We start from the raw sequence: 20790 nt of genomic DNA on the forward strand, positions 1-20790 counted from the left end.
ATCCGATCTTACCACCCTTAGCATATGGGCAAAGCAGGTCAACAACTTTTATTCCTGTCTCGAGCATCTCACTGGATGTTGCCAATTGATCAAAAGCAGGTGCATCGCGGTGAATGGGATAAGTCTCTTTTCCTTCCGGAGCATCGATACCGTCAATGGAAGCGCCTACTACATTAAATAGCCGTCCTCTGATATCTTCACCAACCGGCATTGAGATAGCTTTTCCGGTATCGGTTACATCCATACCGCGTACAAGTCCGTCGGTAGAATCCATCGCGATGGTACGCACACGGTCTTCACCAAGGTGTTGCGCAACCTCAAGCGTTAGGGTTGAACCGTCTGTCATCTCAATTTCAAGGGCATTGAGAACAGCGGGAGTTTTACTGTCTGAAAAATCAACGTCAACTACAGGTCCAATTACCTGTGCTATCTTTCCTTTATTCATGTGCTAAATCGCGATTTTATTAGTTTTTGCTATGATGATTAGTAGCTTTATTAATGCACTACTGCAAAGGCTGTCAAAGATAGGGAGATACATAAAGAGAGGCAACCACATATATCATGATTTATGACATTGATACCTAATCTATTTGTTTAAGAAAGATTATTAGCGCTATCAAAATGAAAAGGAAATAATAACCCAACAGATTTATCAGTTATTATCACATTAATATGTAGCTTTTTTTATTAACATCAATGTGCATACTATCAGTTAACACTCTAACTAATCCGAACTCAGATGAACTTAATTTTAGCTATTGTCATCACCTCTTTAAATCTGACATCTATTTCATCAGATTCACTTAAAACCCAGTCGGTAATAGAAGATGTCACAATTTACAGGCAACAAGCACAAATTCAGCGTACATCTACTGTAGATCTAAAACCCGGAAAAAATATCGTTGTTTTTGAAAGCCTCTCACCTTCCCTATTGGAGAATAGCTTACAACTTCGGGGCGACAAAGCCTTCACCATTCTTTCTTTAACCAGAAGAATAAATTATTTCGCAGTAAAAGAAACTCCAGTCATTGTGAAAGAGCTGCAATCCCGGCGTGATACCTTGCAAAAACGGATAACTTTCCTGAGTTCTGATCTCTCGGTTTTGGAACGAGAACTTCGGTTACTTGAAAGTACGGAAAAGATTATCAGCAATCAGGAAATGACCGCGGCTGAACTTTCACAGCTTTTGGATCTTTATCGATCAAGGGTTTCAAAGCTGGAACGCGAAAAGATCTCTTTGAGCGAAAAAGTTAATACATACAGAACAGAATTAAATAAGGTGCTTGCACAACTTAGAGAATATGGAAATGATCAAAACAAAAGGTTTTCTGAAGTTATAGCGGAGATCAATTCAGAACGGAGTCAGTCAATAAATTTAGAGCTGCAGTATTTAGTGTTTAACGCAGGATGGAATCCCAGTTATGATATACGGGGAACTGATATTTCAGCACCTCTTTCTATAAGTTATAAAGCTAATATATACCAAAATACCGGCATAGACTGGAAGGAAACTAATGTCACCATCAGTTCAGCAAATCCCACACTTAATTCCACTTTACCTGAAATCAATCCAGTATTTGTGGGATTCAAGGCCCCACGTCCGGCTGCTTTAAAAGAAAGAGGGCTGAATGAAGTGGTTGTGACCGGATACTCGGATAGAATTGAGATGGAATCAGAAATGTCTCTGGATGCTCCCATGAATCTTCCGCCCCCTGCTCAAAATATTCAGGGGCAAACAAGTTTCAGCTATAGAATTGAAATCCCCTATTCCGTGCCCTCTGACGGAAAGGAACACACGCTTGAATTCAGAAGAGAAGAAGTTCCCGCTAATTACAACTATTCATCCGTACCGAAGTTTTCAGAACAAGCCTATCTCACGGGCAAGATCATGGAGTGGGAAGAACTTGACCTGATCCCCGGAAAAGCCTCTATCTATTTTGAGAATACTTATGTAGGTGCTACAAACATAGATCCCCTTTCTTTTGATGACAGCCTTCAGGTTTCTCTCGGATTAGATGAAAGTATTGTAATTGAAAGAGAGAAATTGCGTGAATTTGAAGAACGAAATTTCTTTGGCAATAAAGTTCGCGAAAGTCATTCCTGGGAGATAAGCATCAGAAATACCAAATCCAATCCCATCCAAATTACCCTGAAAGATCAGATACCTCTTTCACAAGATGAGAATATTGAGGTAGACTCAAATCAACTTTCCGGCGGAATATTGGATAACGATTCAGGGATCGTCACCTGGAATCTGCAACTGGATCCCGGTGAAACAAAAACCCTTCGTCTCGGCTATGAAATCGAATATCCTAAGGGCAAGGAGATCACTTATTAAAAATATAATTTAAGCTCATACTTACATTAGCAACTCCCCCGTTAAAATTTTATCTTTAAGGGTTCTTGAGCCACGCCTAAAAACGTGGCTTGTTTTATTGCATCATCCGTAACAGCAAGGTGACAACAATCACCTTTTTTTATAGCCGGTAATTAAAATTTTAAAAACCCGTACTCCTTTGGAAACTGAATTATCAGAACGCTCGGTAAGTGTAGACATTCTTATAGAATTTGATGAAAAGCAGGTGCTCGATTATGCACATGCTAATGAGTTAGAACCTCGTGAACGTGCTCAGGTCAGAGAATACGTGCAGAATATATTACGGAAGCGAAGTTATCTCGATTTCCTGATCGATGAATTTTCCAGTGTTTCTGTAGCAGAAATGAAACCGGAACTTAAGAATATACTTCGCCTTGCCATATATGACATGTTATTCATGGACAGTACTCCCGACTATGCTGCCATCAATGAAGCGGTAGAAATTGCCAAGATGAAATTAGGCTCCAAAACCGGAGATCTTGTGAATGCCATCATGCGTAACCTGCAGCGTGATCGTGAAAAACTTCCTAAACCCGGATTCAAAGATCGAAACAAATTAGTTGCTACCACATTTTCACATCCGGAATGGATGGTAGCGCGTTGGAGAGAAAGATTTGGAGAACGGGAAGCATTTCAGCTAATGCAGGCTAACAATTCCCGGCCACACTATTATGTACGTGTGAACAGTCTTCGTACCAAGCCTGAGAATTTTGAGCTTCGCATGGAGAAAATGGATATAGATTTTGAGGCAAGCGACTGGCTGCCTTATTATTATAAAGTTGCATCCGTTCAGCCCTTTATTGAAAAAGGATTGCTTGCAAAAGGTGTTTGCCTTGTTCAGGATATTGCCGCAGGATTCGCCCCTACCATTCTTGACCCACAGCCGGGAGAAAAAGTATTCGACCTTTGTGCCGCACCCGGAACAAAATCGATCATGATGTCGGATCTGATGCAGGGCGAAGGTGAGATCACTTCTGTTGATATTTCCTCAGAAAGACTAAAAATGCTTGCTGAAAATGCACTGAATTACGGTGCAGAAAATATCCGGATCAAAGGCGGAGATGTTTTGGAAGTTTCCCTTGGCTTGGCCGATGCTGTTCTTCTTGATGCCCCTTGTACAGGAACCGGTGTTCTCAGTAAGCGTGCCGACCTCCGTTGGAGACGAGATGAAGAAGGACTGAAAAACGCCGTTGCCCTTCAGGAAGAATTATTGGAAGAAGCATCCAACATGGTGAAGCGAGGAGGCCGTTTGGTTTACAGCACTTGCTCGTTAGAGCCTGAAGAGAATATGGAACAGATCGAGAAGTTCCTTTCCAAAATGGACAACTTTGAGCTGGAACCGCTGGATGATTATCTCCCGGAAGAAGTGTTAGCTGAAGATGGAAAATCCTACCAGACTTTCCCTCACAAACACGGCTGCGATGGCCACTTCGGCGTACTCCTGAAACGAGTGAAATAATTAACCACAGAGTTCACTGAGGAACACAGAGAGAATTACAATTACATTATACTCTGTATTCCTTTGAATCCTCCGTGATTTTAAAAATTTCTCATGATACTCTTAGATGAGCTTACTGACAAAGTGATTGGTTCAGCCATTCGGGTTCACAAAGAACTTGGTCCCGGTTTGCTGGAGTCTGCTTATCAAGAGTGTTTATTTTATGTTTTGAAGAAGGAAGGGCTATTGGTAGAAAAGGAAAAACCAATCCCTATTAAATTTGAAGATGTTCAACTTGATTGTGGTTACAAGATAGATCTATTAGTTGAAAACAGACTGGTTCTTGAACTGAAATCAGTTGAAAGTCTTAATAAGGTTCATTTTGCCCAAGTCCTTAGCTATCTAAAACTAGGAAATTTCCCACTTGGGTTACTTCTAAACTTCAACGTCTCGTTGATGAAAAATGGTATTAAAAGAATAATTAATTAGTAATTCTACCACTCTGTGCACCTCCGTGCCCTCCGTGGTTAAAACATTGTTGATTTGAGCAAAGAAATTCCCGCACAATACGACGCCTCTAAAGTTGAGGACAAATGGTATGCCCACTGGATGGAGAACAACTACTTCCACTCCACTCCGGATGAACGAGAATCATTTACGGTAGTCATTCCTCCTCCTAATGTGACCGGTGTGTTGCACATGGGACACATGCTCAACAACACCATACAGGATGTATTGGTCCGTCGAGCCAGAATGCAGGGCTACAACGCCTGCTGGGTCCCCGGAACCGATCATGCTTCCATCGCAACGGAAGCCAAAGTGGTAAGACGACTGCGAGAAAAAGGAATTAAGAAAAGTGATCTTGGGCGAGATGAGTTTCTTGAACATGCCTGGGATTGGACGCACGAACACGGAGGTATCATCCTGGAACAGCTCAAGAAATTAGGTGCAAGCTGCGATTGGGATCGTACCAACTTCACAATGGATCCCGAGTATTCTGAAAGCGTGATCGATGTGTTCATTGATCTATTTGAGAAAGGAAAGATCTATCGCGGTGCGCGAATGATAAATTGGGATCCGGTTGCTAAAACCGCTTTGAGTGATGAAGAGGTGATTCATAAGGAAGTAAATTCGAAACTCTACCACATCAAGTACAGGATCTTTGGTGAAGATGATTTTGTGACCATCGCCACTACCCGCCCTGAGACTTTGTTGGGTGACACGGCCGTATGTATAAATCCTGATGATGAACGATATACGCATTTGAAAGGCAAAAAAGTGATCGTGCCATTGGTAAACCGCGAAGTACCTATCATCGAAGATGATTATGTGGATATGGAATTCGGAACCGGATGTTTGAAGATCACTCCGGCCCACGATGAGAATGATTATAATATCGGTCAGAAGCATGACCTTCCGACCATCAACATGCTTAATGAAGATGGCACGGTAAGTGAAGAAGGCGAGCTTTACATCGGCATGGATCGTTTTGATGTGCGAAAGCAAATTACCAAAGATCTGGAAGAAGCTGATCTGCTGCTCAAAACCGAAGATTATAGAAATAAGGTCGGTTACTCCGAGCGAACTGATGCAGTGATCGAGCCGCGCTTGTCATTGCAGTGGTGGGTTTCCATGAAAGAGCTTGCACAGCCCGCCCTTGAAAACGTGATGGATGACACCGTAGAGTTTCACCCTAAAAAATTCAAAAATACCTACCGTCACTGGATGGAAAATGTGCGTGACTGGTGTATCTCTCGTCAGCTTTGGTGGGGGCATAGAATTCCAGCCTGGTATAATGAAGACGGAGACTTTGTTGTAGCAAAAACCGAAGCCGAAGCACAGGAAAAATTCAAAATTCAAAATTCAAAATTTGAGAATTTAAAACAGGATGAGGATGTGCTGGATACCTGGTTCTCCTCCTGGCTGTGGCCTATTTCGGTGTTTGATCCCGAGTACATCCGAACCGGAAAAGCCAACAAAGAATTAAACTACTACTACCCTACCAAGGATCTGGTGACCGCACCGGAGATCATGTTCTTTTGGGTGGCACGAATGATCATTGCCGGATACGAGTACATGGACGATAAACCGTTCGATAATGTGTACTACACCGGTATTGTACGCGATAAGAAAGGTCGTAAGATGAGCAAAAGTCTTGGGAATTCTCCCGATCCGCTTGAACTTATTCAAAAATACGGAGCTGATGGAATTCGAATGGGAATGCTGTTCGCCACTCCCGCCGGCAACGATCTCCCTTTCGATGAAAAGCTTTGCGAACAAGGCCGGAATTTCTCCAATAAGATCTGGAATGCCTTCCGCTTCCTTACTATGAATATGGAAGAAGGTGTGAAATACGAACCAACTTCTGAGATCAACAAAGACGATCTCTCCGACCGCTGGATGGCCGCACGAATTCAACAAACCATTGCCGGAGTAAATGAAGACTTCGATAATTACAAGCTGAATGATGCCCTTAAGAAAGTGTACTCGCTCATTTGGGATGATTTCTGCGACTGGTACATCGAGCTGTCCAAGCCGGAGGAATACGGGCAGAATATCCCCAAAGAAAAACTAAATACCGCACTTGGTTTCTTTGAGCAGCTGATGAAGCTCCTCCATCCTTTCATGCCGTTCATCAGTGAAGAGATCTGGCAACATATTCAGGAGCGTTCTACTGAAGAAGCATTATTGGTTTCCCAATGGCCGGAAGTAGATGATTCTAAATTGAATGAAGACGACATCAAGCTTTTTGGTACTTTGCAGGAAATGGTTTCTTCACTCCGAAATATTCGCTCGGAAGTGAATGTATCTCCCAAGGAGGGATTGGATGTCCTCATTAAGACAAAAGAGCAATCGGTAGCGGATGAAATTTTAGCTAATCGAATCGTTTTAGAAAAACTGGAAAGTATTAAATCTTTATCGGTTGGTACTGAAATTGAGAAACCAAAAGTCTATTCTTCCTCAATAGTAGGTGGAAATGAAATATATATCCCATTGGAAGGTTTGGTGGATTTTGAGAAAGAACGGGAGCGTATCCAAAAAGAAATTGATCGATTAGAAGGATTCTTAAAAGGGATTAACGGAAAACTTTCAAACGAAGGCTTTGTAAATAATGCCCCGGATAATGTGGTTGAGCTGGAAAAGAAAAAGAAAGCGGATACCGAAGACAGCTTAAAGAAACTTAGAGAGCAGTTGAAAGATTTTAAGGAATGATTTTATCTGACTCACATCCCCCTGTAAATGAGCAAGCTCATTTCCGGTCCCTCTTCTAAGAGGGAATTTTCTTTAAAAAATTCAGATACTAATTAAATTACCCGAGTTTGTTATGATTTAGGTTATAGCAAGTGAGAAATCTCCCTTGGAAGGGAGACCGGTTTAGACCTTTAGGTCTGAACCAGAGGGATGTGAGTCACACAAGAATAATTAAAAGACTTTGAAGAGCGCTAAGGAAGACGACTAACTTTACTATGAAAACATTCTCACTTCCATCTGAAGAACCCAAAGGCCGGCCGGACTTTCTTTCCACGCTGAATGAACAGCAGAAAAAAGCAGTAACCCACACCGATGGTCCACTGCTTATTGTAGCCGGTGCCGGCTCCGGAAAAACCCGGGTACTCACCTATCGAATCGCTTACCTTCTTCAGCAGTATAAAGCTGCTCCTGAGCAAATTTTAGCCCTTACCTTTACAAACAAAGCCGCAAGGGAGATGAAAGATCGGATTCAAAATCTGATCGGTGATAAGGGAAAAAAGCTATGGATGGGCACCTTCCACTCCATCTTCTCAAAGATCCTGCGGTTTGAAGCCGACAAGATCGGATACGGAGCTGATTTCACGATCTATGATTCCAATGATTCGCAGACGGTTGTTAAACAGATCTTGCAGGAATTGAATTTTGATCCCAAGGAGATTAAGCCCAAAACCATCCACAACAAGATCAGTGATTCCAAAAATCAGCTCATCGCTGCCGATACCTATCAGGAAAAGTTTGTAAGCAGTACCCTGGATGATATCACAGCTCGGGTGTATAAGGTCTACAACAAGCGATTGAAACAGAGCAACGCCATGGACTTTGACGATCTGCTGGTAAAGCCGATCGAGCTTTTTGAACTACACCCTGACTTACTTGAGAAGTATCAGGACCGCTTCAAGTATATCCTTATAGATGAGTATCAGGATACCAATCACGCCCAGTATAAAGTGACCAAAATGCTGGCCGACAAATACCAGAATATTTGTGTAGTGGGGGATGATGCACAAAGTATTTACTCTTTTCGCGGAGCTGACATTTCCAACATCCTGAATTTCAAAGAGGATTATGAAAATGCTACCCAGGTTCCTTTAGAGCAAAATTATCGGTCTACCAAAGCTATCCTTCAGTGTGCAGATTCCATCATTAAACAAAACACTAAACAGCTGAATAAAACCCTGTGGACTGAGCAGGACTATGGCGAGAGAATTACGGTACTGGAAAATTTTGATGAGCGGGATGAGGCTAATCGGGTAGCCAGCCACATTCAGAATTTAAAAATGAGTCAGGGTTATCAAAACAATGACTTTGCCATTCTGTATCGTACAAACTACCAATCTCGGGTATTTGAGGAAGCTCTGCGCCGTAAAGACCTGACTTATCAATTGGTAGGCGGACTCTCCTTCTATCAGCGTAAAGAAATTAAAGATGTACTTGCATACCTGACGTTACTCGTGAATCCTCATGATGAAACGAATTTGTTAAGGATAATAAATGAACCATCAAGAGGGATAGGAAATAAATCCATTCAGGATCTCTTGAAGAAAGCACGGGGTGAAGGCAGGTCCATGTGGAGCGTGATTCAGCATGTAGAAGAACTGGATGTTTATAAGCCGGCAAAAGCACGGGTACGTGAATTTGTGAATATGATCGACCGGCTTCGACAAGATCTGGAAAATGGGGAATCATTAGTAAATGTCACAAAATCAATGCTGGAACAGTCCGGCTATATGAGGGCATTGGTGGAAGAAAATTCTCATGAATCAATGATGAGACGTGATAATGTGATAGAATTACAAAATGCGATCTCCTATTACTCTAAAGGAAAATCAAAACCTTCGCTTAGCGCGTTCCTTCAGGAGATCAGCCTTATTACCGATGCCGACAAGTTTGATGAAGATAAACCCGCCATTACCCTTATGACCGTGCATGCGTCCAAAGGCCTCGAATTTCCAGTGGTATTTATTGTCGGACTTGAAGAGAACCTCTTCCCTATGGGCGCAAGAGATAATTTTGATGTTGATATAGAAGAAGAACGCCGTCTATTCTATGTGGCAATTACCCGGGCGGAACAACGTTTATACTTCAGTCATTGTCGAAGCCGTTTCAAATTTGGTGAAGAAACCCGGCAAGCCCGGTCCCGTTTTTTAGATGAAGTGGATGCCGGAGTTGTGCAAACAGAAACCGGGGCAACTATAACCCAAAAGAAAGATCGTTTCGAAAGTAAATCCTCCGATTCATCAAATTATGAAGTTGATTACGACTGGAAACAATCTCAGACAAAAAAGACCTATAAATCACCTTCTGCTACCATTCAATATGACTATGAAGATGGAGAAGATCCCTTTCAGGTTGGAACCAAAGTAATACATAACAAATTTGGTCCCGGCAAGATCATTTCAAGGACCGGATTAGGAACAGATGCCAAAGTTGTTGTATTTTTTAAGAACAGAGGCCAGAAAAAGCTCATGCTACGAGCAGCCCCATTGCAGATAATAGATTAGATAAAAGGTTTTGAAGGACATTTACATGCGGCAGTTTATATTCTCTCTGCTCTTATTCTGTACAGTTCCGGCATTAAGCTATGCTCAGCCGGTATTTACTCCAAGAAATTTAGCCCTTGGTGGCGGTGGAAGTACCTACATCACCGATTATAATGCTAATTTTTATAATCCGGCCAATCTTATGATTCAGGAGCAGGAAGGTACATTTTCTTTCGGCGTTGGAATAACAGGTGCATACTTGGATGCTGTTTTAAATTACAATAGCCCCGGGGATCAGTTAAATAATGCCAAAAATTATATTAACATCTACAAACCGGGAAATACCGGCATTTCAGAAATGCAGAGAACAGAAATTCTCGAGCATAATTATCCCGGAAAAACTACTCAGTCGGATAACAGGCTTAGATTTGATGCAACACTGATTGGCATGAAATGGATCAGGGAGAACAAAGCTTTCTCTGTTGCACTTAGAACCAGAACATCTTCAAGTATCAGGGTGGGTCAAGGCTGGTATACAGATTCATTTAAGAACATAACAGATGATACTGATATTCTGGATCGTTCATTGACGCATCGCTATCAAAGTCTGCACGAGATCTCATTTGGGTACGCAGAGTCTTTTCAGTTTTTAACAAGGCTCACTCCCCGCATTGACAATTTCATAATCGGTATTGCCCCTAAACTGGTAATTGGAACAGGCTATCAAAATGCAGAATGGAATAACGTTTATGAGCAGGACACACAAACAAACACCATAAACCGAATTCAAAAGTTTAGTTATAACGCAACGGGAGAATTTGGAGCTTCAACCATAGCCTATTTGAACGGAACTCCAATAAATGATGCCAATGCACAGTCTTTTTCATCAAATCCTTTTAATGTGAACGGAATTGGAGCGGGTTTGGATATTGGGGTTACCTATCTGATCACTTTAGGAAGTGACCTATCGGCAGTTCGTCGTAACCAGCAACCAACAAAACGTTCTCTGAGGTTATCATTTTCAATGACCGACATTGGCTTTATTTCTTATAATAACGATGAGATATCACTCTCCTTTCCCAGTGATACAACCACAGGAGTTTTAGCCCCTTCTCAAACTGCTGATGAAGCTTTTGTGGGAGGAAAAGGTCAATACATAGATTTCATTCAAAAATTTGGAGAAGACAACCCCTTTATTGGCACTCCGAATAACCGGAGTACTTTTGCCACTCTCTTGCCCATAGCACTGCACGGGGGTGCATTACTGGAGATCAACCGCTTTAAACTAATGGGGGATGTAAGCATTGGGCTTACCAATAATGCATTTAACTCAACTAAGCTGATATCTTCTTTTGGAATGGAGCTGCGCCCGTTTTCATTTCTTCCTTTGAGAGGTGGTGTTCAATTTGAAGCACAACGCCCTGATTTTATAAGCATTGGCACCGGTATTGAAACAAGAAAATGGGACCTTTCTCTGGCAGCGATCTTTACCCCCACCTCATTAGTCGAACAACCAACAATTACAGGCGCCGGTGTTGCTGCCCTTCAATTTCACTTTTAATGCCTGACACTTTGCCCTACTTTACTGACAGGCAGCGGGTGATTATGACGGTTTGTATAAGATAAGTTAAATGGCTTCGTATTTGCCTCTATTAAGTTAAAACAAAAAAATTCGCAGATAATTATTTTATGAGACAACGTTTTGATTTATTTCAGGATCTGGACCAGTCCGATGACAACTTTGACGACTTTGAACAGGCTATTCCATTAATGTCTGAAGAGGAAGAAAAAGAGCTTACACAAGCTGAAATACCTGATAACCTCCCGATCCTACCATTAAAAAACACCGTATTATTTCCCGGTGTAGTAGTTCCTATAACTGTTGGAAGAGACCGTTCACTTGCTCTTGTTAAAGAGGCCTATGAAGGCAACAAGATAATTGGAGTTGTTACTCAGAAAAATGAAGACATTGAAGAACCTGAATACAAGGACTTACATACCACCGGTACTGTTGCTCAAATTCTGAAGCTCATTAAAATGCCTGACGGCAGTAAGAGCATTGTAATTCAGGGCAAATCCAATTTCAAAGTAATGAATTTCACACAAAGTGATCCTTACTTCAAGGCAGATGTAGAAGCTTACCCAAAAGAAATGGACATCGAAGGGCTTGAGTTGGATGCTTCTGTCCGCAACATCAAAGAGACAGCAAGCAAGATCATTAACATGTCACCGAATATTCCTTCGGAGGCTTCTATTGCTGTGAACAACATAAACAGCCCTACTTTTTTATTGAATTTTATTTCCTCTAATCTCAATGTCTCTGTTTCAGATAAACAGTCTTTGTTAGAGATACGTAAGTTTTCTGATAATCTAGACAAGGTCATGGAATTTCTGGAGAAAGAAGTTCAGGTGCTGGATATGAGCGAAAAGATCCGCACTAAGGTAAAATCAGATATCGACGATCAGCAACGTGAATTTTACCTTCGCCAGCAAATGAAAGCCATTCAGGAAGAGCTTGGCGAAGATGCTGAACAGCAGGATATTGAAAAACTCCGGGAGCGGCTTGCAAAGAAAAAATTACCGGAAGACGCCAAAGAAACCGTTCAGAAAGAATTACAAAGACTGGAGATGACACCTAATGCTTCTCCAAACTATGGGATCATCTATAGTTATGTGGAATGGATCTTAGATCTTCCCTGGGAAGAATTTTCCGAAGATAAACTGGATCTGAAGTATGCCCGAAAAGTATTAGATGAAGATCATTACGGCTTGGAAAAAGTTAAAAAGAGAATTGTAGAATATCTGGCCGTATTGAAGCTAAAGAAAGATATGAAGGCTCCTATTCTTTGTTTTTATGGCCCTCCCGGTGTTGGTAAAACATCTCTTGGTAAATCAATTGCCCGTGCTTTAAATCGCGAATTTGAGCGATTTAGCCTAGGTGGAATTCGAGATGAAGCTGAGGTTCGCGGACACCGAAGAACATACATTGGTGCTTTACCAGGGCGAATTATTCGTTCCATGAAAAAAGCCGGTAAAGGAAATCCCGTAATCATGCTGGATGAAATTGACAAAGTGGGAGCCGACTATCGTGGAGATCCTACTTCTGCCCTGCTTGAGGTTTTAGATCCGGAACAGAATAATACATTCACCGACAACTACCTTGAGCTTGAATATGATCTTTCAAAAGTGATGTTCATTGCGACTGCCAACTCACTGGATACGATCCCTGCCCCACTTCGTGACCGGATGGAAATCATTAATATCAGCGGATATACACTTGAAGAGAAAACACAGATCGCCAAGAAATATCTGATCCCTAAACAGATCGAAGAAAATGGATTAAGCGAGAAACAGATATCATTTACTAATGAGGCTATTGAACGGATTATAGATCAATATACCCGTGAGTCCGGAGTTCGTAACCTGGAACGACAGGTTGCCGGTGTTTGCCGGGGAGTAGCGGCCAAAATTGCATCTGATGAAATTGAAGAATTCGCTGTAGATGCTGATGATGTTGAGGAGTATCTGGGCAAACGCAAATTCTTTAGCGATGCTGCTGAGCGAACAACCGTTCCCGGTGTAGCCACAGGCCTAGCCTGGACACCTTACGGAGGCGACATCTTGTTCATTGAAGCAAGTGTCTCGAAAGGCTCCGGTAAATTGAATATCACCGGACAATTAGGTGATGTGATGAAAGAGTCAGCCATGCTGGCAATATCATACCTAAAAGCCCATTCTGATGAAATTGGTATTCCTGAAGAAGCTTTTAAATATTGGGACCTTCACGTCCACGTTCCGGCCGGTGCCGTTCCTAAAGATGGACCATCTGCCGGGGTTTCACTTATGACAGCCATTGCTTCCATCTTTACACAGCGAAAGGTTAAAGGCACTATTGCCCTGACAGGAGAGATCACTCTTCGTGGTTTAGTTCTTCCTGTGGGTGGAATCAAAGAAAAAGTGCTTGCTGCAAAACGTGCAGGCATTAAACAGGTATTGCTTCCTCAGAAAAATGAGAAAGATGTTGCCGAAATTGAAGAAGATGTGATAGGCAATCTCAAAGTTGAGTATTTGGATCGCATGGAACCGTTATTGGACATCATACTTGAAAAAGAACCGGTACAAGATCCGAAAGAATTTTTCAAAGTCAGTGAATCACATAAAGCCGCTGTAAGTGGAAGTAATGGTAAAATTCCTGCAGAAGATGTTAATGTGACAAGCAAAGATGCTAACTAAAAAGCTTATTACATAAATTTTTTAACCATCAATGTTTTAAAAAGCCACTTTCTTTGCAAGTGGCTTTTTTATGAATTGATAAATTTATTCTTAGGCCGGGTATAAATTAATTTTCATCGGTAGTTAAAATCTTCTCTTGTTAATCCCTTACTCTTCCTTATTTTTGGCGCATGCAACAAGGAAGAGTAATACAATCAACCGGCAGCTGGTATCTTGTTGATACCGGTGATGAAATAATTGAGTCCAGACTGCCCGGCCGCTTTAGGCTAGAAGGGAAAGAAGTTACCAATCCTCTGGCTGTTGGTGATAAGGTTGACCTTACCATAAATGATGATGGAACCGGAAATATTGAAAAGATCCATGTGCGGGAAAACTACATAACCCGGCAGGCCACACATGGTAAAAGAGGCGAACAGATCTTGGTTTCCAATTTAGATCAGGCCTGTGTAGTACAATCGATAAAACAACCCAAACTGAAAGAAGGGTTTATAGATCGCTTTCTTGTAACCTGTGAGGCCTATGAAGTCCATGCTGTTGTAATTATCAATAAACTGGACCTTGCAAAGAGTGGCGGAAAGGCTTTTGCAGAAGAACTCAGGGAGCTTTATACGAGCCTTGGGTATGCGTTTTTAACCACCAGCATTGAGGATCATCAATCTCTCAAAAAACTAAAAGAACTTCTAACGGATAAAACCACTGCATTCATTGGGCCCTCCGGGGTGGGAAAAACAAGCTTGATCAATGCTTTAGACCCAAATTTCGATTTTAAGGTAAATGAAATTTCTGATTTCTCAAGCAAAGGTAAACACACCACTACTTTTGCACGGCTTATACCTCTTAGTTTTGGAGGCTTTATAGCAGATACTCCGGGAATCAGGGAGTTTGGGCTTGTGAACATTGAACCGTGGGAGCTCTCCTTATTCTTTCCTGAAATGCTGGAGCCCAGAGAAAATTGCCAGTTCAGCAATTGTACGCACGAGCATGAACCAAAGTGTGGTGTAGCAGAAGCTTTTGAACGTGGAGAGATCGCAGCCAGCAGATACAATTCATACCTGAATATGCTGGATTCACTTAAGTAAAGGAGAATTTAATACTTCAAAGAAAGTGTTCCCTCTCTCCAAAATTATACTGATATTACATCCATCACTTAACAGATATCAAGGAGAACTAATGAATAACATCTACTATAAAACTATGAAGACTGCTTTTACCTTACTGATAATAAGCATGGCTACCGTAAGTACAGCCTATGCACAACTTGGCGATATTGGAGCCTTTCTTAGAGCCGGTGCCGATGACGCTACTATTTTGACGAAAGAATATTTAAAACCATTTCCAACAGGTTTCGGAACCGGACTAAATGCAGGATGGACTGAAAGCGCTGCACCCAAAAAAACACTGGGATTCAGCCTTCAAATAAGACCTTCTATTGCAATAGTGCCCGGTTCAGACCAGTCATTTGACATCTCTACTCTTGGACTTGATAAAATTGTAGTAGCCAATGGCAATGATCCTGTAACTTCTACCATCGCAGGTTCAAAAGGCAGTGGCCCGCTATTGGAAATATATGATGATCCCGACGCAAATAACCCAAATAAAATTGGTGAATTCACTATGCCCGGGGGAAGCGGATTTTCATTTGTGCCCGCCCCTATTGTACAAGCAAGCATAGGTTTGGTCAAAAAAACGGATCTTACCTTGCGTTATTTCCCCGAAACAAAGATTGGAGATTATGGAAGCTTCAGTATATTTGGAGGTGCTATAAAGCATGAGCTTTCTCAATGGCTGCCCGGAGGTAAATTATTACCTGTAGACATTTCTCTGATGCTTGGATATAACAAGATCGGTGTTGATGCCGGTTTAGCTTTGGAAGAAACCGGTACAAGAGATCCTAACGATCCTAACCTCACTTCCAATCCGACTCCAGACTTTAACTCTCAAGAAGTAGTAACTACAACCGAAACATTTGTTGTAAATGCTTTAGTCGGTAAATCGTTGCCTTTGATCAGTGTGTATGGTGGTGTTGGCTACCAAAAAGCTACTTTTGATCTAAGTGTGGATGGAGACTATCCCGTACCTTCTTACAATCCAATAACTCCAGGAGAGGATTACATTGTCCTCTCTGATCCTATTTCTTTTTCAATGGATAGCGAAAGTTCTTTTCATACCCTGGCAGGTTTTAGACTGCGTTTAGGAGTTTTAGCTATCTATGGTGAGGCAACGCTTGCTAATTATTTCACAGCAAATGCCGGTATTGGTATAAGCTTTAGATAAATTCCATCTATCGATTTAAGAACAAAAAAAAAGGCGCTCAAATGAGCGCCTTTTTTTATATCTAAATTTTCTTATTGAACATTCTAATCAGCAATGTTATGGTCAGCCAAAACTGGGGAATCAACAATTTCATCAGTTTCAATGATTCCATCCCTAAGCCGGATAATGCGTCGTGCATGATCGGCAATTTCCTGCTCATGAGTTACCACGATAATGGTATTACCCTGTTGGTAAAGCTCTTCAAACAATAACATGATCTCTTCCCCTGTTTTGGTATCCAGGTTTCCCGTAGGCTCATCAGCCAGTAAAATGGAGGGGTTATTCACTAAAGCCCGGGCAATGGCCACACGCTGACGCTGACCGCCCGAAAGCTCATTCGGCTTGTGGTCAACCCGATCTCCAAGTCCGACTTTTGTAAGTACTTCAGTTGCACGCTTTTTACGATCTGCCGACTTCATGCCTGCATAGATCAAAGGAAGTTCGGCATTCGCCAGGCAGGATGTTCTTGGTAACAAATTGAAAGTTTGAAACACAAAACCAATTTCCCGATTTCTTATTTCAGCCAGCTCTGCATCATCCATCTTGCTGACTCTGTTATTGTTCAGGATATATTCTCCGGATGTTGGAGTATCAAGGCAGCCGATCATATTCATCAGAGTTGATTTACCGGAACCGGATGGCCCCATGATGGCTATATACTCATTTTCCAGAATATCAAAACTGACCCCGGCAAGGGCATGCACTTCAGTTTGCCCCATTTGGTACACCTTGGTAAGATCTGTTATCTGTATTACAGGCTTTCTAGACATAAAATTATTTAGTTTAGTGGAGAAATTTTACTTTTTACTGTTACCAAATCACCGTCATTTAGAAGATTTGAAAGGGTTCGGTAACTGCCTATTACCACTTCTTCACCTGCTTCCAATCCGGACAAGATCTGTATATGTGAATTATCACTGATACCGGTTTCAACTTCTCTCCGTACAGCTTTCCCTTCCTCAACGACAAATACCACTTTCCTAATATCTTCTTCTTTAATCATCAGATCACTGTCCTGACTGCTTGCCAAAACAATATCAGCTGAGTCTGCTTCTTCATCTTCATTGGATTCGTCTTTGGCAAAATCTCTTACCGTCACGGCTTGTATAGGCACAGAAACTACATTTGATGCCGTTTGTGTTTCCACATCAACAGTAGCAGACATTCCGGGCCTGAAATTCGGTACAAACATTTCTTCCGGGTCTTCCGAAGTCTCTTTACGCACCATTTCATCAGAGCTGCTGTCCATATTATGAGGAGTAATGATGCGCACCTTCACCTGATAATTGGTGACCTGTTCATTAGTGCCGCTTCCAGTTACCCTGGCAGAATTAGCAATTTCCGTGACAATACCTGTAAACCTTCGCTCGGGATATGCATCCACATCAATACGTGCCGTATCAGCAAAATCAACATTCACGATATCATTTTCATTTACCTCAACTAGTACTTCCATTCTATCCAATAAAGATACTCTCATCATTTCAGTTCCGGCCATCTGGGCATTACCCAAAACTCTTTCCCCTTCTTCTACAGTCAAACCGGTTACCGTTCCGTTTTGTGGTGCCCGTATTACGGTTTGTTCAAGTTCTTCTTTAGCCTGTCGCAACTGAGCTTCAGCACTTTGAATCTGGTATTCAGAAGCTTTAAAGCTGGCTGTTTGAGAATCGAATTCAGACTTTGTCTGGATGTATTCCATTTCTGAGATCAAGTCTTTCTCAAATAATGTCTTATCTCGCTCATAGGCTGCTTTTGCAAGGATCAACGCTGCACGGGTTTGTTCTAATCTGGCTTTTTGAGTAAGCAAAACAGCATTGAGGTTATCAATCTGAGCCTGGTATATATCAGGTTTTATACGCACCATCAAATCACCCTCTCGTACAAAGTCTCCTTCTTTCACAGCCAATTCAATGATCTCTCCGGATACATCGGGACGAATAACAACCTCAATTTCCGGTTGTACTTTTCCGGAAGCTGAAACTAACTGGGTAATGGTCTTAAGCTTAGCGGTTGAAGTCTCAACTTCTTTACCTGTTTCAGATTGTCCGATCACACCTGTAAATCGAAGCGTAAGCCCTATAACTATAATTAGTCCTAAAACTCCTCCAACCCAGTACAATGTCTTTTTTGAAGATGATTTTTGTTTTGCCATTATCCTATCCTTTTTTGTGATATAAATTGTTTTTAAAACTCAATACTGCTGCCACTTAATTTCCCTAAGTAGTAATCAAGTAATTTTTCCTGGAATATCAGGTTATAAGTTGCCTGAGTATAATTTGACTGAGCTTCAACATAGTTCGCCTGGGCCTGACTAAGCTCGATCAAAGTGCTTGAACCCACATTGTAGCGTGCCTGCTGAGTCTCAAAAGCACGCTCACTTGCAATCAGTGACTTTTCAGAAGCTTCCAATTGTTGTACATAGGAGGTATAATCGTTATAAGCCTGTGTTACTTCCTGAATGACCTGTAGCCTTGAGTTGTCTAAATTTAACTCTGCATTTTTAAGCTGTACCTTAGATGACTGAATATTGTACATACGATTCCAGTTCTGAAAAATGGGAATATTTACTGAAAAACCTACAGATCTGTTAATTCTTTGATCAAAAAACTGATCCCCGAAGCTTATATTCTCACCCAAAACCGTATACTGATCACTGTAGGAGGTAGACAAACCTGCGCTTCCTGAAATAGAAGGTAAAAGATTATTTTTAGTGATCTTTAACTGATACTCAAGCGTACGTATATCTGCCATAGAACTTTTTAGATCTGAGCGATTCAGTAATGCCTGATCAATGAGTTCACTCAATGAATATCGCTCAACTATCTCTCTGTTTATATTTGATTCAATATCAGGCACTATAAACTCATATTCTCCCAAAGGATCAATTTGAAGCTGCCTGATCAATAATATTTCACTGAATTTGAGCGCATTTTCTTGCTGTGTCAGTAACAACTCCTGATTAGCTACCTGGGCCTCCTGATTGTACAGATCAACAGTAGGCCTTGAACCAACTTCAACCTGGGCCTGAACTTGTTCAAGCTGCATTTGTGAGTTTTCCAGGTTCTCCTTTCGTATCTCCAGCAATTCCCTATCAAGCAAAACCCCTAAATAATTGGATGCGGTATTGAAGATCACCTGTTCTTTGGCACGTTGTAAGCTCTCTTCATCTGATAACTTTGACTGCTCGCTTGCCTTTAATGAATAGATATTTTCAAATCCATTAAAGATCGGAATGCTTGCACTCAGGTTACCGGAAATTGATTGCGAAGTAACGTCTCTAAAATCTACCACATCCGGTACAAACTGCCGTCCCGTTCTTCTTGAACCATTAAAACCCCCACTCACGGAAGGAAGAAAGTCAGCATATTCACTTTTAATATTATACTCTGAAAGCTCAAGGTTATTTTTAGCTTGCTTGAGCTGATAGTTATTCTCTAAAGCTATTTCTATAGCTTCTTGAATAGTAATTGTTCGCCTTTCCTGAGCTAATAAATTGTTCGTAACTAACAGAAGAGCAATTAGAAGTGTAGTTGAGATAAATCTTTTCATAATTAAAATTCAGTTTTTCTATTTACAGGTTGGTACACGGTAACGGACGAAAATAGTTGCAGAATAGTTGCCCTATTTTTGATTTTTATATCCTTTTACAGATAAGAGCTAAATAATTGTAAAATCAGTCACCGGATGGGCGTTTCTTTTCTTTTAACGAAGCGACTTTATCATCCAGATAATCCAAAAGAAGGCTGAGGCCTTTTTTGGCAAGAACACGTTTTAGCTCTCTGGTTATTCCAGAATCGGAAACCCCATACGTGTTATGATTCTTGGATGATATTCTTTCGGTATTCTTTCGGTTCTTGCCTAATAAAAATCCTACTACCAGTGAAGCACCCACTACAGGCAATGGGTATTTTCTGATGATGTTCTTAGGATCCATATTCGAGGAAACCCCCTCTTTTACCTCATCTATAGACTTGTCAATACCACCTTGAATACGAACCAATTCCTCTTCAAGTTTTTGTTTCTTCTTTTCTAAATCAGATATTTTTACTTCAGCCATTTTACTTAAGTTCTTTTTTCGAAGTTTTCTCGGGAGGTAATTCTTTCAATTTATCGCCATCATCATCCATTGAATCAAGCAGTTCTGCAATAATTTGGTTTTGTATTCTTCGGGAAATTGATTTGGGACTAACGATCACAAATATCAACCCAAAAATTATAAAAGATGATGCTACTATTGCGTAACCGGCCCAGCGTTCATTCAAAACCTCGCCCAGGTAAATAGCTAATGCAGTCATAGCAAAAATCAATCCAATGGTAAGAATCGTATACCCGATCAAGTTCTGTATAGACTTACTGATCCAATAGGTAACCTTATCACCTACATTCAATAAAGTTAGTTCAAGCTTAGTTTCTATATAATCTTTAAGCTCGTGCGTTACATTTTTAATACGTTTGCCTAGATCATCCATTGGGAGTTCAATCTTCTAAAGTAAAAATTTTTGCCACTATAAAACCAACGGCCAAACCTATTGCTACAGATTTTATAGGGTGTTTACGAATTGAAGATTCAGACTTTGCTCTTAATTCTTCCAAACGGAGATGAAGTTCCTCATTTTCAAGGATCTCCCTCCCTCTTTCTATAGCGATATCTAAACGTTCGTTTAAGTTTTGAATGATCTCTTCGTTCATAATGCCCT

The 20790-nt window shown here is 41.2% G+C and carries 15 protein-coding genes and 1 pseudogene; 9 read left to right on the forward strand and 7 right to left on the reverse strand.

From position 1 onward, the window contains the following. Positions 1–445, reverse strand: a pseudogene (locus VFM80_RS03490) (F0F1 ATP synthase subunit beta); the annotation flags it as partial. 294 nt (positions 446–739) lie between these two features. Between VFM80_RS03490 and VFM80_RS03495 the strand changes: the two are divergent. The 9 genes from VFM80_RS03495 to VFM80_RS03535 all read left to right on the forward strand — a co-directional run bounded on the left by VFM80_RS03495 (position 740) and on the right by VFM80_RS03535 (position 16054). Next, positions 740–2338 (forward strand): mucoidy inhibitor MuiA family protein, encoded by a 1599-nt coding sequence (locus VFM80_RS03495; protein WP_395069597.1) that lies wholly within the window; start codon positions 740–742, stop codon positions 2336–2338. A gap of 178 nt (positions 2339–2516) precedes the next feature. Beyond that, the gene (gene rsmB, locus VFM80_RS03500; protein WP_395069599.1) at positions 2517–3836 is read left to right on the forward strand and encodes a 16S rRNA (cytosine(967)-C(5))-methyltransferase RsmB; all 1320 of its coding nucleotides are present in this window, start codon (positions 2517–2519) and stop codon (positions 3834–3836) included. A gap of 93 nt (positions 3837–3929) precedes the next feature. Further along, complete coding sequence (locus VFM80_RS03505) at positions 3930–4304, forward strand: GxxExxY protein (RefSeq protein ID WP_395069601.1); 375 nt, start codon at positions 3930–3932, stop codon at positions 4302–4304. Positions 4305–4358: 54 nt separating this feature from the next. Next, complete coding sequence (locus tag VFM80_RS03510) at positions 4359–7028, forward strand: valine--tRNA ligase (protein ID WP_395069603.1); 2670 nt, start codon at positions 4359–4361, stop codon at positions 7026–7028. A 254-nt stretch (positions 7029–7282) separates the two neighbouring features. Then, a complete protein-coding gene (locus VFM80_RS03515) occupies positions 7283–9568 on the forward strand; it encodes an ATP-dependent helicase (protein ID WP_395069605.1) in 2286 nt (761 codons plus the stop codon). Positions 9569–9578: 10 nt separating this feature from the next. Next, complete coding sequence (locus VFM80_RS03520) at positions 9579–11108, forward strand: DUF5723 family protein (protein ID WP_395069607.1); 1530 nt, start codon at positions 9579–9581, stop codon at positions 11106–11108. A gap of 128 nt (positions 11109–11236) precedes the next feature. Then, complete coding sequence (lon, locus tag VFM80_RS03525; protein ID WP_395069609.1) at positions 11237–13780, forward strand: endopeptidase La; 2544 nt, start codon at positions 11237–11239, stop codon at positions 13778–13780. A 170-nt stretch (positions 13781–13950) separates the two neighbouring features. Then, positions 13951–14859, forward strand: a complete 909-nt coding sequence (gene rsgA, locus VFM80_RS03530) for a ribosome small subunit-dependent GTPase A (RefSeq protein ID WP_395069611.1) — start codon at positions 13951–13953, stop codon at positions 14857–14859. Positions 14860–14950: 91 nt separating this feature from the next. After that, entirely contained in the window at positions 14951–16054 is a 1104-nt protein-coding gene (locus tag VFM80_RS03535; protein ID WP_395069613.1) for a DUF6588 family protein, read from the forward strand. An 83-nt stretch (positions 16055–16137) separates the two neighbouring features. On the opposite strand, the gene VFM80_RS03540 is transcribed toward VFM80_RS03535, so the two are convergent. The 6 genes from VFM80_RS03540 to VFM80_RS03565 all read right to left on the reverse strand — a co-directional run bounded on the left by VFM80_RS03540 (position 16138) and on the right by VFM80_RS03565 (position 20782). Next, positions 16138–16863, reverse strand: a complete 726-nt coding sequence (locus tag VFM80_RS03540) for an ABC transporter ATP-binding protein (protein WP_395069615.1) — start codon at positions 16861–16863, stop codon at positions 16138–16140. Between the two features lie 8 nt (positions 16864–16871). Further along, positions 16872–18245, reverse strand: coding sequence for an efflux RND transporter periplasmic adaptor subunit (locus VFM80_RS03545; RefSeq protein ID WP_395069617.1), 1374 nt, complete (start codon positions 18243–18245; stop codon positions 16872–16874). Between the two features lie 32 nt (positions 18246–18277). Then, complete coding sequence (locus VFM80_RS03550) at positions 18278–19642, reverse strand: TolC family protein (RefSeq protein ID WP_395069618.1); 1365 nt, start codon at positions 19640–19642, stop codon at positions 18278–18280. Between the two features lie 124 nt (positions 19643–19766). Beyond that, a complete protein-coding gene (locus tag VFM80_RS03555; protein WP_395069620.1) occupies positions 19767–20150 on the reverse strand; it encodes a hypothetical protein in 384 nt (127 codons plus the stop codon). Between the two features lies 1 nt (position 20151). Continuing rightward, positions 20152–20562, reverse strand: a complete 411-nt coding sequence (locus VFM80_RS03560; protein WP_395069622.1) for a phage holin family protein — start codon at positions 20560–20562, stop codon at positions 20152–20154. 7 nt (positions 20563–20569) lie between these two features. Further along, a complete protein-coding gene (locus VFM80_RS03565) occupies positions 20570–20782 on the reverse strand; it encodes a hypothetical protein (protein WP_395069623.1) in 213 nt (70 codons plus the stop codon). Positions 20783–20790: the final 8 nt, after the last annotated feature.

It is taken from the genome of Gracilimonas sp. (assembly GCF_035704785.1).
GTDB lineage: Bacteria > Bacteroidota > Rhodothermia > Balneolales > Balneolaceae > Gracilimonas.

Bases quoted from the DNA above. Each gene is read 5' to 3' on its own strand.
- VFM80_RS03495 (WP_395069597.1), top strand. From the start codon at position 740: ATGAACTTAATTTTAGCTATTGTCATCACCTCTTTAAATCTGACATCT.
- VFM80_RS03505 (WP_395069601.1), top strand. From the start codon at position 3,930: ATGATACTCTTAGATGAGCTTACTGACAAAGTGATTGGTTCAGCCATT.
- VFM80_RS03515 (WP_395069605.1), top strand. From the start codon at position 7,283: ATGAAAACATTCTCACTTCCATCTGAAGAACCCAAAGGCCGGCCGGAC.
- lon (WP_395069609.1), top strand. From the start codon at position 11,237: ATGAGACAACGTTTTGATTTATTTCAGGATCTGGACCAGTCCGATGAC.
- rsgA (WP_395069611.1), top strand. From the start codon at position 13,951: ATGCAACAAGGAAGAGTAATACAATCAACCGGCAGCTGGTATCTTGTT.
- VFM80_RS03535 (WP_395069613.1), top strand. From the start codon at position 14,951: ATGAATAACATCTACTATAAAACTATGAAGACTGCTTTTACCTTACTG.
- VFM80_RS03540 (WP_395069615.1), bottom strand. From the start codon at position 16,863: ATGTCTAGAAAGCCTGTAATACAGATAACAGATCTTACCAAGGTGTAC.
- VFM80_RS03545 (WP_395069617.1), bottom strand. From the start codon at position 18,245: ATGGCAAAACAAAAATCATCTTCAAAAAAGACATTGTACTGGGTTGGA.
- VFM80_RS03550 (WP_395069618.1), bottom strand. From the start codon at position 19,642: ATGAAAAGATTTATCTCAACTACACTTCTAATTGCTCTTCTGTTAGTT.
- VFM80_RS03555 (WP_395069620.1), bottom strand. From the start codon at position 20,150: ATGGCTGAAGTAAAAATATCTGATTTAGAAAAGAAGAAACAAAAACTT.
- VFM80_RS03560 (WP_395069622.1), bottom strand. From the start codon at position 20,562: ATGGATGATCTAGGCAAACGTATTAAAAATGTAACGCACGAGCTTAAA.
- VFM80_RS03565 (WP_395069623.1), bottom strand. From the start codon at position 20,782: ATGAACGAAGAGATCATTCAAAACTTAAACGAACGTTTAGATATCGCT.